The 14,007-nt window shown below is 42.9% G+C and carries 14 protein-coding genes; 5 read left to right on the top strand and 9 right to left on the bottom strand.

What is annotated here, in order from left to right:
* Positions 1 to 102: 102 nt before the first annotated feature.
* Entirely contained in the window at positions 103 to 2,919 is a 2,817-nt protein-coding gene (locus QWZ17_RS24740) for a 2-oxoglutarate dehydrogenase E1 component (protein ID WP_290308014.1), read from the bottom strand.
* 222 nt (positions 2,920 to 3,141) lie between these two features.
* Here QWZ17_RS24740 and QWZ17_RS24735 point away from each other — a divergent pair, with 222 nt between their 5' ends.
* The gene (locus QWZ17_RS24735) at positions 3,142 to 3,348 is read left to right on the top strand and encodes a hypothetical protein (RefSeq protein WP_290308013.1); all 207 of its coding nucleotides are present in this window, start codon (positions 3,142 to 3,144) and stop codon (positions 3,346 to 3,348) included.
* Positions 3,349 to 3,375: 27 nt separating this feature from the next.
* Here the strand turns inward: QWZ17_RS24735 and QWZ17_RS24730 are convergent, their stop codons facing one another.
* The 4 genes from QWZ17_RS24730 to QWZ17_RS24715 form a co-directional block, all read right to left on the bottom strand.
* Positions 3,376 to 4,680, bottom strand: coding sequence for a DASH family cryptochrome (locus QWZ17_RS24730; RefSeq protein WP_290308012.1), 1,305 nt, complete (start codon positions 4,678 to 4,680; stop codon positions 3,376 to 3,378).
* Between the two features lie 48 nt (positions 4,681 to 4,728).
* Positions 4,729 to 4,857 carry a DUF2256 domain-containing protein gene (locus QWZ17_RS24725; protein WP_290308011.1) on the bottom strand — a complete coding sequence of 43 codons (129 nt, stop codon included), beginning with the start codon at positions 4,855 to 4,857 and terminating at the stop codon, positions 4,729 to 4,731.
* Between the two features lie 81 nt (positions 4,858 to 4,938).
* Positions 4,939 to 5,745 carry a 5'-nucleotidase, lipoprotein e(P4) family gene (locus QWZ17_RS24720; RefSeq protein ID WP_290308010.1) on the bottom strand — a complete coding sequence of 269 codons (807 nt, stop codon included), beginning with the start codon at positions 5,743 to 5,745 and terminating at the stop codon, positions 4,939 to 4,941.
* Between the two features lie 234 nt (positions 5,746 to 5,979).
* Positions 5,980 to 6,876: a LysR family transcriptional regulator gene (locus QWZ17_RS24715; protein ID WP_290308009.1), complete on the bottom strand. Its 897-nt coding sequence runs from the start codon at positions 6,874 to 6,876 to the stop codon at positions 5,980 to 5,982.
* 99 nt (positions 6,877 to 6,975) lie between these two features.
* Here QWZ17_RS24715 and QWZ17_RS24710 point away from each other — a divergent pair, with 99 nt between their 5' ends.
* Positions 6,976 to 7,614, top strand: coding sequence for an NAD(P)H-dependent oxidoreductase (locus QWZ17_RS24710; protein WP_290308008.1), 639 nt, complete (start codon positions 6,976 to 6,978; stop codon positions 7,612 to 7,614).
* Positions 7,580 to 7,870: a putative quinol monooxygenase gene (locus QWZ17_RS24705; protein ID WP_290308007.1), complete on the top strand. Its 291-nt coding sequence runs from the start codon at positions 7,580 to 7,582 to the stop codon at positions 7,868 to 7,870. The genes QWZ17_RS24710 and QWZ17_RS24705 overlap by 35 nt, the downstream gene beginning before the upstream one ends.
* 66 nt (positions 7,871 to 7,936) lie before the next feature.
* Here the strand turns inward: QWZ17_RS24705 and QWZ17_RS24700 are convergent, their stop codons facing one another.
* Positions 7,937 to 8,074, bottom strand: a complete 138-nt coding sequence (locus tag QWZ17_RS24700) for a hypothetical protein (protein ID WP_290308006.1) — start codon at positions 8,072 to 8,074, stop codon at positions 7,937 to 7,939.
* A gap of 273 nt (positions 8,075 to 8,347) precedes the next feature.
* Positions 8,348 to 8,671, bottom strand: a complete 324-nt coding sequence (locus QWZ17_RS24695) for a hypothetical protein (protein ID WP_290308005.1) — start codon at positions 8,669 to 8,671, stop codon at positions 8,348 to 8,350.
* A 612-nt stretch (positions 8,672 to 9,283) separates the two neighbouring features.
* On the opposite strand from QWZ17_RS24695, the gene QWZ17_RS24690 reads away from it, so the two are divergent.
* Positions 9,284 to 10,270: an energy transducer TonB gene (locus QWZ17_RS24690; protein ID WP_290308003.1), complete on the top strand. Its 987-nt coding sequence runs from the start codon at positions 9,284 to 9,286 to the stop codon at positions 10,268 to 10,270.
* A 74-nt stretch (positions 10,271 to 10,344) separates the two neighbouring features.
* Here the strand turns inward: QWZ17_RS24690 and QWZ17_RS24685 are convergent, their stop codons facing one another.
* Together QWZ17_RS24685 and QWZ17_RS24680 are read right to left on the bottom strand one after the other, a co-directional pair.
* Entirely contained in the window at positions 10,345 to 12,684 is a 2,340-nt protein-coding gene (locus QWZ17_RS24685) for a M1 family metallopeptidase (protein ID WP_290308002.1), read from the bottom strand.
* Positions 12,681 to 13,271, bottom strand: a complete 591-nt coding sequence (locus tag QWZ17_RS24680; protein ID WP_290308001.1) for a HupE/UreJ family protein — start codon at positions 13,269 to 13,271, stop codon at positions 12,681 to 12,683. The genes QWZ17_RS24685 and QWZ17_RS24680 overlap by 4 nt, the downstream gene beginning before the upstream one ends.
* Before the next feature lie 67 nt (positions 13,272 to 13,338).
* Between QWZ17_RS24680 and QWZ17_RS24675 the strand changes: the two genes are divergently transcribed.
* A complete protein-coding gene (locus tag QWZ17_RS24675; protein WP_290308000.1) occupies positions 13,339 to 13,815 on the top strand; it encodes a DUF6702 family protein in 477 nt (158 codons plus the stop codon).
* Positions 13,816 to 14,007 lie beyond the last annotated feature (192 nt).

Below are 14,007 nucleotides of genomic sequence, written 5' to 3'. Positions count from 1 at the left end.
ATTATAGTGTTGTATATTTTTAAATGGTAATACGTTAAACGTTTTAAGTTGCATGTTTTGCATGGTAACGTATAACGTACCACGTAAAACCTACTACCTTAATCAATCCGCTCCGGCATCAGCCATTTTTTTTGTTGTCTTTTTTATCGCTTCTTTTACCACTTTGCCTGCAGGTGCTTCAAATGCTTTTGAAACAATGTAGGCCTGTTGCGCGGCATGCTGCTTGGCGAAACCAGTTGCAGTACTACTGCCTTCGTTACGTGATATTACATTTAAGTTTATTACCGTATCATTATGGAATTTACGGCATATGTATGGCCATGCCCCCATATTTTCGGGCTCTTCCTGTACCCAGATAAATTCGGTAGCTTTTTCGTATTTGGCTTTTACTTTTAATATCTGTGTAACCGGGGTTGGATACAATTGTTCAATACGTACAATGGCTACATCCTTGCGTTTATCGGTTTGTTGTTTATCCAACAAATCGTAATAAACTTTACCGGTACATAGTAATACGCGTTTTACTTTTTTAGGATCGGCGTAGGTATCATCAATTAGCTCATGGAATTTGCCATTGGTAAAGTCCTCAATAGGCGATACGCATTTAGGGCTACGCAATAAACTCTTTGGTGTAAAGATGATCAATGGCTTGCGGAAGTCGCGGTGCATCTGCCTCCTTAATATATGGAAGAAGTTGGCCGGGGTAGTACAATTTGCTACCTGGATGTTGTCATCGGCACAAAGCTCCATAAAGCGCTCAACACGCGCAGATGAATGCTCCGGTCCCTGGCCTTCATAACCGTGCGGTAATAACATTACCAAACCATTACCACGCTGCCATTTAGTTTCGGCACTGGCAATGTATTGGTCAACTATAATTTGCGCACCGTTAAAGAAATCACCAAACTGGGCTTCCCAAATAGTCAAAGCATTAGGATTAGCCAAAGCGTAACCATATTCAAAACCTAAAACACCATATTCAGATAACAACGAGTTGTAAATACTCAGTTTTGCTTCTGTTTCAATGGTAGCTAAAGGCGTATATTCATCTTCAGAATCGGCAAGGGTTAATACCGCGTGACGGTGCGAGAAAGTACCGCGTTTAACATCCTCTCCACTTAGCCTTATCGGGTGACCATCTTTTAACAAAGTACCATAAGCCAGCAATTCGCCCATGGCCCAGTCAAATACTTTGGTATCATTCACCATGGCTTTGCGGTCTTCAAATAGTTTTTCTATTTTTTTGAAAAACTCTTTACCTGTTGGCAGTATGGTAATACAGTTACCAATAGCCAACAATTCATCTTCGGGAACCGAAGTGTCAATAGCTTTAACAAACTCTTTATGGCTGGCTAAATGCAACCCGCTCCAGGCGCCTTCAAACATGGCGATGGTATCGGTAAATCTGTCTTCAGATTTTGACTCATCCAGTTTTTGCTGCAATTCGTCTTTAAACGCTTTCTCAATTCCTTTAAGGTACTCGCCATCAATACTGCCTTCTGCAATCAATTTCTGGTTGTAGATTTTAAGCGGATTGGGATGCGCTTCAATAGCTTTGTACAACAGGGGCTGGGTGAACTTTGGCTCATCAGCCTCGTTGTGACCATAACGGCGGTAGCACAGGATATCAATAAACACGTCCTCGTTAAATACCTGCCTGTACTCCATAGCCAGGTTAACAACGTAAGCCAAAGCTTCAACGTCGTCACCATTTACGTGGAAAACCGGCGATAATACTGTTTTTGCCACATCGGTACAATAAGTACTTGAACGGGCATCTTTATAGTTGGTGGTAAAACCTATCTGGTTATTGATAACCAGGTGAATGGTGCCGCCTGTGCGGTAGCCATCCAGTTTTTCCATTTGTAAAACTTCGTAAACAATACCCTGGCCTGCAACTGATGCATCACCATGGATCAATATCGGGGCTATTTTAGAATGATCGCCATTGTATTTAAAGTCGATTTTTGAACGGGTGATACCCTCTACAACCGGGTCGACCGCCTCTAAGTGCGATGGGTTAGGACAAAGACTTAAGTGTACTTTTTTACCGTTTGATGTAGTAACGTCGGTAGAAAAACCTAAGTGGTATTTAACGTCGCCACCAAAAGGTGATTCAGAATCAAAGTTTTTGCCTTCAAACTCAGAGAACACCTCTTTATAGGTTTTCTCCATGATGTTGGTAAGCACGTTTAACCTGCCACGGTGAGCCATCCCGATAATGAACTCCTCGATACCCAGATCGGCACCTTTTTTTATAACCGAATCCATAGAAGGGATCAGCGCTTCTGCGCCTTCTAATGAGAAACGTTTCTGGCCCAAAAACTTGGTGCCTAAAAAGTTTTCGAAAGTAACGGCTTCGTTAAGCTTGTTAAGCATTGACTTCTTTTCATCCAGGGTGAAAGAAGGCGTATTGCGTTTGCTTTCCATCCTATCCTCAAACCATTTAATTTTAATGGGATTGCGGATGTATTTGTATTCGGCACCGATGGCCTGGCAATAAGTATCTTCTAACAGCTGGCGTATATCGCGTAATTTGGCCGCGCCCAAACCAACTTCAACACCAGAGTTAAACACGGTATCAAGGTCGGCATCGCTTAAACCAAAAGTATCAAGGTCTTTACCAGGAAAATAGTGACGACGCTCGCGCACAGGGTTAGTTTTGGCAAATAAGTGACCGCGCGACCGGTACCCATCTATCATATTGAGCACTTTAATTTCTTTTAAAAAGTGCTCCTGTGTTTTGCCATCTACAGCTGTGGTAGTTGCAGCCGCCGCGTTTGTGGTTATATTAAATTCAAAGCCTTCAAAAAACTTTTGCCAGCCAAAATCAACCGATTCGGGGTCCTGTTTATAGCTTTCGTATAAGGAATTGATGTAGTCTGCGTTGCCGCTATTGATATAATTAAGACGATCCATGTGAAAATGATCTTTAAAACGGTACAAAAGTAAGCATATAGGTGTATATACTACATAATTAATTGCAAAGAAATTAATTTGAAAAACAGGCGCTAATCTCCAATTTTAACGGAATATTTCATGATTTTAAATACTTAAATTCGATAAACGCAATCGATCGCAATATCTATTATGAATATTTTAGTTTTTGGAGTAAGAAATTATTATTTTTATTAAATAGAGATGAATTTAAGCGTAAACTACCTCTTATTACAAATTAAACGACTTGATAAACGGGATCAAAGGAGGCTTTTCAATCAACTTACGTTAATGATTCAAAAATCGGCAAAGAAAAAAAACTTCAAGCTATCGTCTATATCTGGCTTAGGATCATCAATCTGGAGTGTCGTCAAAATTGACGAATACCTGGATCAGGAAAGGGAGTGGTGATAACTTTGTTTAACTAATTATTCATTCTCACACCCCTACCAAATCCCCTGCCGCATCTTTAGATGCTTGCCAGGTAGCAACAAAATCGCTTTTGGCTTCCTGTTCTTTTGTGGGGATGGCGGCAATGGTGTATTTGCTTTCTTTGGCATCGTTTACGCCGGCTATAAAGGCCCAGTTGCCCCAGTTGCTGGCGGGCGAGTAGTCTATCAGTTTTTCTTCAAAGTAGGCAGCACCTTTTGTCCAGTCAGCTTTAAGCTCATGTACCAGGTAAGTAGCCACAATTTGGCGACATTGGTTACAGATGTAACCTGTAGCATTTAACTCGTGCATACAGGCATCAACAAAGGCTACACCAGTTTTGGCAGCAGCCCAGGTTTCAAAAGCCTCGGAGTTATCGGCTGGTAGCTCTTCAAGTTCGTTTTTGGCTTTGATGAACTTTTGACCATGTTTTTTAAACATGAACCTAAAATAATCGCGCCATAGCAGTTCCAGCTTCAACATGCCACTTTGGGCGTTACCATTTTGGTGTTTAAAAATTTCCCAGTAAACCTGCCTTGGCGAAATACAGCCTACCGCAAGCCAGGGCGATAATTTAGAAGTATTGTTATTGATAACACCATTGCGCCCTTTGCCTTTTACAGCGAGGTCGCCTTTGGAAAAGAAATTGTGTAGTTGCACCAGGGCCGCGGTTTCGCCACCCTGAAAATAGTTTGTGGCCCGCGCATCATCAATAGGGTTGGTTAAACCCAATTGTTCAAGCGTTGGCAGTTCGCCTGCATCGGTAATTGTTGGGGTGATGATCTGCCCGGGTGTCGGCACGCATGGCCTTACATTACTATCCCGCTCTACCTTTTTCTTGAACACCGCGAAACTATCGGGGATATCTTTGATTGGGAAAGGCAAATCTTCTTTATGGTAAAGGGTGTGACCTATAAAATGCTTCAGGTTAAGCCTCATTTTCCAAAGGGCCGCCTCTACCTGTTCAGATATTTCGGTTTCCTCGTAAGCTACCTCCCGGTGATGGTAAACTTCATTTACCTGGTACTGCTCGGCAAGCTGGGGGATAATTTCGGCCGGGCTACCGGTGCGGATGATGAGCTCGGCACCATAGGTCTGCAGGTTTTTACGCAAATCGGCAACGGCTTCTAATAAAAAACGAGCTCTGAAACTTCCTGTTTTGCTTGTGCCAGTTGTAGTTTGCTGAAAATAATAAGGATCAAAACAATATACCGGCAGTACTTTATCAGCTTTACGCACAGCTTCTAACAATATCTCGTTATCATGTATCCGTAAATCATTCCTAAACCAAACCAGAATCGTTCTATCACTCATAGTTAAACAGGGAGTTAACTTTATTAACGCAGATCACAAATTTGCAACTTATTTGCTTCTTCTGCATCGTTCGCTGCAATATTTGACATCATCCCAACACTTTTCCCACTTTTTACGCCAGCTAAAAGGCCTTTGACAAACGGGACATATTTTATGGGGCAAGTTTTTTGCGGGCATCAATTAAATGTCAAATATATACCATAAGTGTCAAAAAAACACAATGGCAGCTATTAAATGCTCAAAGTGCACAGCAAAAACTTACTTATCCGTCTTGATTTTGGCTTTGATAACGGAGTCTTTTTGCGCGTTGGTAAGCTTATAATTAAACTGAAACAGCGCGCCTTCAAAATCGCCGTATGATGGATTCGGGATCACAATATATTTGCTGCCAAATTCTTTTTCCAACTTTTGGGTGGTAGCAATCCTGCTTTCTTCTGATGGGTGATTATCATACAGCACATCAAAATCGGGCAGGTTATCGCCGCAAAGCATAATGATGTTATGCGTTTTTAAAACATTGAGCCTGCGAGCCTCTTTGCTCGATGTGGTAGTTTTTAGCTGCAGGTGCGCGTCGTCGGCAAAGGGCAAACCATACAGTTGCAGATTTTTTAAGGTAGATGCCCGCTCGTTTTCATTGCGATTGGTGATATAAAACACGGTAACGCCTTTTGATGCCGCGTACTTGAAAAATGCCGGCGCGCCAGGCACGGTATCTGCAATGGCCTTGTCCGTCCATTGTTTCCATGTTGCATCTGAGTATTCCAGGTTTTTCATAGCTCGATCTGCATCGTACGGACTATTATCTAACAAAGTTTCATCAATATCCGTCACAATAGCCAATGGTTTATCACCCGGGTTTTTAACCGCTTCATCAACCCGCAGTTTAGCAATATTATAAGCCTGGAAGCATAAAGCTTTATACTCCGCCGCCCGCTGCTGCCAGATGGAAGCCCAGGCTTTACCATTATTGGCGATAGAGGTGGCATTGCTTACCGTTGTGTTTTTTGTTGAGGCGCAGGCGCTGATTAGAAAAACGGGAATTAGGTAGATGAGGCTTTTTTTCATGAGGGGTTAGCATATGATAATAGAGGATTCAAATAGTGTCATGCCGAACTTGTTTCGGCACCGCACAGGACAAGTAACCAACATACTGCAAACCGTACTCATGAGGTGCCGAAACAAGTTCGGCATGACATAAGTAAGTTATTACAACTATCGACTTATCTTTCGCCAAATTTATCCAGTTTTAACCAGATAACAAACACGCGTAGTGTTGATACATGTTATCGTTACAATAACTTATACCATTTCCCGTTCAAAAATCTCCTGGATCATGGCTATCTCTTTGGCGTAGATTGATTTTTTGCGGGTGCCGAAGTACAGGGTGTTTTCGATAATATTAAACCCTTCCCACAGCAACTGAATGTTACCGGTATCGCGCTCCTTTTTGGAAAGGAAATCGGGAATTACCGCTATGCCTGTGCCGCCGCTTAGGCAACGTATAATGGAGCCCATGTTGGGCACTATAAAATTAGGCTTAAAATCGGGGCGTTTACCAAAGTTGATATGCCAAAAGCGCCGCAGATGCTCCATATCGCCCGACGAACCGTACCAGGTTTGGGCTTTTAGCCAGGCTTGTATGCGGGGCAGGTCTTTGGTTTTCAGCAAATCGTTAAATTCCGCTACGGGTGTTTGCGCGCCGGCAAGCACCACCAGGCGCTCCTTTGAAAACGCTTTATACTCCAGGCCTTTGTAATCTCCTTTTTGTGGGGTGATGATCATATCCAGGATGCCGTTATCCAGGTCGGCCAGCATTTCGGGGTATTCTCCAAATTTAATGATCACGTTAAAGGGCAGCGTGGGCAGGTAGGATTCCAGCGTAAACTGGAAAGTTTCAAAACACATGCCTATGCTAATGGTAGGCACGTCCCTTTCGGTACTTTTGTGAAAATGCCGTTCGGCTTCTTCTAATTTGCAGATGGCCTCCTGTACATAATTATACAGGATTTTACCCCGCTCGGTTGATACCATTTTACGCGATGTACGATCAAACAGTTTATACCCCACATAACTTTCTAACGAGCTTAAATGTAGGCTTACTCCCGGTTGCGAAATAAACAGCGATTCGGCAGCGCCGGTTAAGGAGCCGGTTTCATAAATCGCTTTAAATGTGCGGAACCACTCTAAATTCACCATAACAATCTATTATAATTATGATACAAATGTATAAATTATGTTATTTTAATAATGAAACATAGCGCCGTAATTTTGGATCGACTTAAAAAGAAAATTAAAATGAAGAACATATTTGTAATAAACGGCGGACAGATCTTTGCCCATTCCGGCGGACTTTTCAACAAAACTTTATTAGATACTACGGTAAATTATTTTGCTGAAAAGGAAGGTTTTGAAATCCGCTCAACCGATATCAATGATAACTACGACCCTATGCAGGAAGCCGAAAACTATAAATGGGCCGATGTGATTATTTACCACACCCCTATCTGGTGGTTTCAGTTGCCCAACGGCTTTAAAAAGTATATCGACGAGGTTTTTACAGCAGGTTACAACAATGGCATTTACCGCAGCGACGGTCGTACCGCCGAAAACCCGGCCATAAACTATGGTACCGGCGGTTTGATGCATGGCAAAAAATACCTGCTCACCACCTCATGGAACGCGCCCGCGACGGCCTTTACCCTGCCCGGCGAGTTTTTTAATGGACACAGTGTTGATGAAGGCCCGCTGTTTGGCTTTCACCGCATGAACGCCTTTACCGGCATGCAGCCCTTAGAAAGCATTCATTTTTATGATGTAATGAAAAACGCTAACATTGCGCAAAACCTGCAACACTACCAGCAACATTTAAACAAACTATTTATTCAAAACACCCCAAGCCATGAAAATTTACTTAACAGCCTTACTGAAGTTTAAACCAGGCACCACCGCCCAGGCCAAAGGCTACCTTGAAGCTTTGGTAAAAGCATCAAATCAGGAAGAAGCCTGCGAGCAATATGAACTTTACCAATCTGCCGACGACGATACCCAGTTCATTTTCCACGAAACCTGGGCCAGCGCCGATGGCCTGCAACAGCACGAGCAACAGCCCCATTTTAAACTGTTTGTACAACAGATAGGCGATATTGTTGATGGACCGCTTTCCATTTTTAAAACAGATAGGGTGGCATAAACCAAATGCCACCAAACAAAAATGCCCCGACTTTCGCCGGGGCATTTTTATTATTTACTGCACTTCTTAGTGCATTCGCCTGATGCTTTGCAGGTTTTGCCACAGGTATCCAAACAATTGGGCTTGGTACATGCTTTTACGCATTTGTTGCACTGGTTCATTTTTGAGTTGCAGCAAGGTGTATTGGCAAAAGATATATTGCATATGGTAAAAAGAATCACTGTAGTGATGAAAAGAAATTTTTTCATGATTTTAATTTGATTAAAGTTTAATAAAAACGTTGTCTATTGAATCGTCATTGCGGGTTTTAAAATCCAGAGGACTAAAAGTTGGGATGACGTTAATAAAAAGGTGTCATGCTGAGCCTGTCGAAGACTGACCGGCCCACCTACCTCAAAAACGAAATACGTCATGAACAAAAGGACCGACGATCCTTTCTACTTTTATGACGTCTTCTGAAGTAGGCAGATGATTTGATTAAACTTTCGGCGGGTTCCAGCAGTTGATGGTATAACCAGACAGGTTACCCACAAGGTAAGGCGTGGCATTGGTAGCGGCATCCATTGCAACCGGACTGCTCACTTTAACCTGTTCGGTTTTTACAAAGCAGCAGTTATTGCACGACAGTACGGTAACACACATACCACCGCTACATTCTTTTGGGTGATGCTGATTCTTGCCCATGCCGGCCATGTTTTGACAGCAATCCTTTTTTGCCTTAATAACAACAGACTTAGCGTTCCCGGGTATCACCGAAATCACCAGCATGAAAATTAATAATACAAAGGAAATTGCTTTCATTGGGATTAAGAACGGGAGAGTTGGGATAATAGTATGTGGGATGGTTATTTTTTGTATGAACGCATTGTTTAGCGACAATAACGACCGAACCGAAAAGTTGACGAAATCGTTATTAAATAAGCCTGGACGCGCCAAGCTTTGCAAGGGATAGGTAGCACCTACGGCGCATAAAAATCTTTTATGTTTTTTGCTACAAATTGGTAGCCGCGATGCGGCAAAAATAGCGGTGAAGATTACCCGCGTTTTACATTCACGTTATCAGATTTCCCATTCCTTTTTCTTGCCGTGTAACGGCTACCCGTTTGTAGCCCGGCATCCCCCGCCCGAAAGATGCCGCGTAGCGGTTACCTGTTAATATGGACGTTCCTTTGATGTTGCGCGTTGTTAGCATTGTCACCCAAAACCTGTTCTCCGTAGCTTTTGGCATTAAAACATCGCCTTTATCCTACAATGATTACCCAGTTAGTAAACGTTTTAAAATTCACATTTGGGAGCACGAACCTGTTGTTTGGTGACAACACCAACAACGGGCGGAGCCTATGTGTCTTTATCGTTAACATTCTCTTCGGAGTATTTAGCGAGTTTATTATATTCGGTCATAAATCTTATCTCATGCTAAAAACTGCATCTATATTTCTTTTAGGCCTGATGTTAGTGCAATCTACAAAGGCACAAAAGCTCGATACATCGATAGTTTATGTAAAAGCAATTCACTCGCTCAACCCCAACAGTGGTAAAATAGTTAGGACAAGGGATAGTGCAGATTTTTCGGTGCAAATAATAGCCCCTCCAACTAATAATAGCGGTATAAAATTAGGTTACATAAAAAAATATTCTATTTATAATATTCTTCTATTAAGCGGAACAGCGGAAGTGATTATATACAATGCAAACATCGTCCTTAATCTACATGGGCAATGCACAAATTATTACCAGAACGGCTATAAAAAGAATATTATTAACTATCAACACAATAAAGAAGTTGGTGAATTAATTACATATTATCCCAACGGGCAATTATGTGCTAAAGAGAGATACAGACAAATTGGGAGATTATGTTTAGTGGAATATCATGATAATTCGGGTAAGGTATTAACTGCAAATGGAAAAGGCAATTGGGTAAAATGGGATAAAGAATATAAGCACAAAATTGAAGAAGGCAGTGTAATCGACAGTCTGGAAGAAGGTAAATGGAACGGATATGTGAATGATTCTTTAAAATATACCAGGATGTATCACCAAGGTGAAGTATTGCCTACCAGCGATACTTTAGGTCAAGTTTATGTATCGCCCCCAAAGGAACCGGAATTTTATGGAGGTATGGATGCTTTTTTCAATTTCCTGGCTAATAATATAAGATACCCTCTTGAAGCAAGAACAAACCATATTCAGGGCAGAGTATACGTAAGCTTTATTATTGAAAAAGATGGAAGTTTAACAAATGTAAAATCCATTGGTGGTAGTAAGGATAATAGTTTGAAAAATGAGGCAATAAGAGTGGTGAAGTACTCACCGCCGTGGCAACCTGGTATTTATAATGGATTGCCGGTTAGGACACAATATAGTATACCAATAACTTTTAAATTAGGGACCAATTAACTGTAAAAAAAATCCGACAACAATCCCTCATTTCACAACAAAGCCCCCAACTCATCATTGGGGGCTTCACTATTTTATTGTCCACCTTTCCTAGCATCTTGCATCGGGTTACTTCCCGATGTGGCGCCTCTTGGCAGCACCTGTTGTTTAAACAGTTCAAACCGCGATGGGGTGTATTCGCGTGGCCAGCTGTTGTTGGCTTCGTCGATATCGGCGGTTTGGCGGTATGGATCAAGCTTGATGCTTTTTACCTCTTTGGTTTTGGCAAATACCTTGCTTACCTTAAATTCATTTTTGCGCCATATGTAGGCCGGGATGTTGTCTACCTCTTTGGTGCCATCGGTGTAGGTCCACTCAATGATTAGTGGGGTTACCAGGCCGCCTTTGTTGCTGAAGGTAAGTTCGTAAAAATAGCTTTTGCTATCGTAAAACTTCTTTTCGTCGGGGCTTAAGCCGGCGTACATGTCCTGGTAGCTTTTGGTGGTCATCGGGGTGGCACCAAAACGATCCCATTTGCTGTAAAAATCCTGTAATGAGGTATCGGCCTCTACGGCAAACTGCATGCCTGCTGCTTTGTTGCGGGTGGTGCTAATGTTTTCTAAATTATGCTCAAAAGCTGCACGGTCGCCGTTGGCTTCCAGGGCCGGGTTTTTGGTGTTTAAACGGTAGTATTTAACGCTGTCTAATGATACGTCAACAGCTTCGGTTCCGTAAAACCATCCGCGCCAAAACCAATCCAGGTCAACAGCCGATGCATCTTCCATGGTGCGGAACAAATCTTCCGGTGTCGGGTGTTTAAAGGCCCAGCGTTTAGCGTAAGTTTTAAAGGCGTAATCAAACAACTCGCGGCCCATTACGGTTTCGCGCAATACATTTAGCGCGGTTGCCGGTTTGGCGTAGGCGTTAGGACCAAACATCACAATGTTTTCTGAATTGGTCATGATAGGCTCTAACTGGTTTTTAGGCATTTTCATGTAATCAACAATCTTGTATGCCGGTCCGCGTGATGATGGGTATTTAGGGTCCCACTCCTGCTCGGTAAGGTACTGTACAAAAGTGTTCAGGCCTTCATCCATCCACGTCCACTGGCGCTCGTCGGAGTTAACGATCATCGGGAAAAAGTTGTGACCAACCTCGTGGATAATAACCCCGATCATACCATTTTTAGTAGCTTCGCTATACGTACCATCCTTTTCTGCACGACCATAGTTAAAGCAGATCATAGGGTACTCCATGCCGTTTGCAGCCTCTACAGAAATGGCAACCGGGTAAGGGTAAGGGATGGTATGTTTTGAATATGTTTTAATAGTATGCGCAACAACCTTGGTAGAGTACTTGCGGTAAAGCGGGTAAGCCTCGGGGCCGTAGTATGACATGGCCATCGCTTTGCGGCCACCTTCAATCTGGGCGCTCATGGCATCCCACACAATGCGGCGTGAAGTCACCCAGGCAAAGTCGCGCACATTTTCTGCGTGGAAATTCCAGGTTTTGCGGGCAGTGACATGGCCTTTCATGGCGTTTTTCACCTCATCTAAAGTTACAATCTCTACCGGTACTGTCGAAGTCTGGGCTTTATTCCAACGGCTCAACTGCGCCGCGGTTAAGGTCTGCGCATAGTTTGAACACTGACCGGTACCACCAACCAGGTGATCGGCAGGTACGTTCATGCTAACTTTAAAATCGCCAAAGGTTAAGGCAAATTCACCGCTGCCGATGAACTGCTTGTTCTGCCATCCCTGGAAATCGCTGTAAACCGCCATGCGCGGGTACCACTGGGTCATGGTGTACAGGTAATTGTTATCCTCGGGGAAATACTCATAACCGCCGCGGCCGCCAATGGTCATCCTATCGCTGATGTTGTACCACCAGTTTACCTTAAACTTGAATTTTTCGCCATGCTTTAATGGAGCAGGCAGCTCAATCCGCATCATGGTTTCGTTGATGGTGAAAGGTAACGAACCGCCGTTGGCATCCTTTACGCTTTCAATATGGTTACCCAAATCAAGCTCGGTACCCATAATGCCCTGCAACTGGCGGATGCTCATTTTGCTTTGCATCTTGCTTTCGTTGATCTTGGAAGCCTCGCCATCTTTTTTATGCTGATTTTCATCCAGCTGTACCCAGAGATAGGTAAGCGCATCGGGCGAGTTATTGGTGTAGGTGATGGTTTCGCTGCCATCTAAACGCTGCTTATCATCATCTAATTTGGCATAAATATCATAATCGGCCTTTTGCTGCCAGTACTGCGGACCGGGAGCACCCGATGCCGACCTGTAGCCGTTCGGCGTGTTTAACATGGTACCCAATTGTTCAAAACGGTTGCCGTGGTTTGAACCGGGGTTGTTGTCGTGTTGTGCCCACGTTGCCGAAGCCGCAAGCAGGCAAGAAAGTAGAGCAGGGTAAAATTTATTCATCTGAATTTTATTAAGATAAAACGTTCAATACACATGATAAAAGCGATACCAAATATAGCCGAAGACAAGAACATCGTCCAATCGCGCTGTGGCGTACGGGCAAATTTGATGAGCAGCCAGGAGATAAGTAACGCAGATATTACAATTAACACCTGCCCAAATTCCAGCCCAAGATTAAAAGCAAACAACTGAGCGGTAACATTGGTACTGCTGCCCAGCAAACTTTTTAGGTAGTTACTAAAACCCATGCCGTGGATGAGCCCAAAAAACAAAGCCAGCGTATAGTTAAGCCGCATGGTGCCTGTTGTGCGTTTTTTATTAAGCACATTAACCAAACTGGTAAACACAATAGTAACCGGAATAAGAAATTCAATAAGCGAAGTGTTGATGTGAATTACATTTAAAACACTTAAAGCCAGCGTGATAGAATGACCGATGGTGAAGGCGGTAACCAGTACCAATACTTTGCGCCAATCGGCCAGTAAGTAGGTACCGCATAGCACGGTTACAAATAAAATATGGTCGTACCCTTCCCAGTTACAGATGTGTTGCCATCCTAACTGGAAGTACAAATAAAAGTCAGTCATTTACTTAATTCGCTATTGCCAATAAAAATAGCGTTTTTTGTGATAATAACAATTACATAACGCAATTATGTTGCAATTACTTTTAATCAGCTGGTTTAGCATCTTTCACCCCTTTTACGTAAGCGTTACCGAAATTACCCACAATGCCAAAACCCAAAGCCTTGAGGTAAGCAGCCGCATTTTTTATGACGACCTTGAGCGCACCCTCGAAAAACAATACCACACCCCTGTTGATATAGTACACCCCAAGGATAAAACCAAGCTAAACCAGATGGTAAGCGACTACATTAAAAAACACCTCGTTATTAAAGCCGATGGCAAGCTGCTTAGCTTAAGCTATGTTGGTTACGAGGTACAGGAAGACGCCGCCTGGGCCTATTTTGAAGTAAAAGGCATCAGCAAAGTAAAAAAGGTTGAAGTGCATAACGATATCCTTTTTGACGAGCATAAAGAACAGATCAATATGCTGCACGTAACCGTAGCCGGCGAGCGCAAAAGCACCAAGCTGGATAACCCGGATGCGGATGCGGGGTTTGAATTTTAGGGTAGATGTACAGATTTCAGATGTGCGGGTGTGCAGATTTTAAATGTGCAGATGAGGGGGCACGTGATTCAACCGCATAAAAAACAATAGCTAAAGTATTTTATTTCAAAATCCCCTCTTGAGAGCAGGGTTGTTGCATTCTAAATATAATAATGTAACTTGATGCAAAAAAAAGCGGATGGAGAAGAGTCT

Source organism: Mucilaginibacter flavus, assembly GCF_030409315.1.
GTDB classification, from domain to species: domain Bacteria; phylum Bacteroidota; class Bacteroidia; order Sphingobacteriales; family Sphingobacteriaceae; genus Mucilaginibacter; species Mucilaginibacter flavus.
Note: the sequence above shows the minus strand (reverse complement) of the source record. Positions and strands in the feature narration are given on the sequence as shown.

Bases quoted from the DNA above. Each gene is read 5' to 3' on its own strand.
- QWZ17_RS24740 (WP_290308014.1), bottom strand. From the start codon at position 2,919: ATGGATCGTCTTAATTATATCAATAGCGGCAACGCAGACTACATCAAT.
- QWZ17_RS24700 (WP_290308006.1), bottom strand. From the start codon at position 8,074: ATGCAATATATCTTTTGCCAATACACCTTGCTGCAACTCAAAAATGAA.
- QWZ17_RS24725 (WP_290308011.1), bottom strand. From the start codon at position 4,857: ATGCCCGCAAAAAACTTGCCCCATAAAATATGTCCCGTTTGTCAAAGG.
- QWZ17_RS24715 (WP_290308009.1), bottom strand. From the start codon at position 6,876: ATGGTGAATTTAGAGTGGTTCCGCACATTTAAAGCGATTTATGAAACC.
- QWZ17_RS24705 (WP_290308007.1), top strand. From the start codon at position 7,580: ATGAAAATTTACTTAACAGCCTTACTGAAGTTTAAACCAGGCACCACC.
- QWZ17_RS24695 (WP_290308005.1), bottom strand. From the start codon at position 8,671: ATGAAAGCAATTTCCTTTGTATTATTAATTTTCATGCTGGTGATTTCG.
- QWZ17_RS24680 (WP_290308001.1), bottom strand. From the start codon at position 13,271: ATGACTGACTTTTATTTGTACTTCCAGTTAGGATGGCAACACATCTGT.
- QWZ17_RS24690 (WP_290308003.1), top strand. From the start codon at position 9,284: ATGCTAAAAACTGCATCTATATTTCTTTTAGGCCTGATGTTAGTGCAA.
- QWZ17_RS24710 (WP_290308008.1), top strand. From the start codon at position 6,976: ATGAAGAACATATTTGTAATAAACGGCGGACAGATCTTTGCCCATTCC.
- QWZ17_RS24730 (WP_290308012.1), bottom strand. From the start codon at position 4,680: ATGAGTGATAGAACGATTCTGGTTTGGTTTAGGAATGATTTACGGATA.
- QWZ17_RS24685 (WP_290308002.1), bottom strand. From the start codon at position 12,684: ATGAATAAATTTTACCCTGCTCTACTTTCTTGCCTGCTTGCGGCTTCG.
- QWZ17_RS24720 (WP_290308010.1), bottom strand. From the start codon at position 5,745: ATGAAAAAAAGCCTCATCTACCTAATTCCCGTTTTTCTAATCAGCGCC.
- QWZ17_RS24675 (WP_290308000.1), top strand. From the start codon at position 13,339: ATGTTGCAATTACTTTTAATCAGCTGGTTTAGCATCTTTCACCCCTTT.
- QWZ17_RS24735 (WP_290308013.1), top strand. From the start codon at position 3,142: ATGAATTTAAGCGTAAACTACCTCTTATTACAAATTAAACGACTTGAT.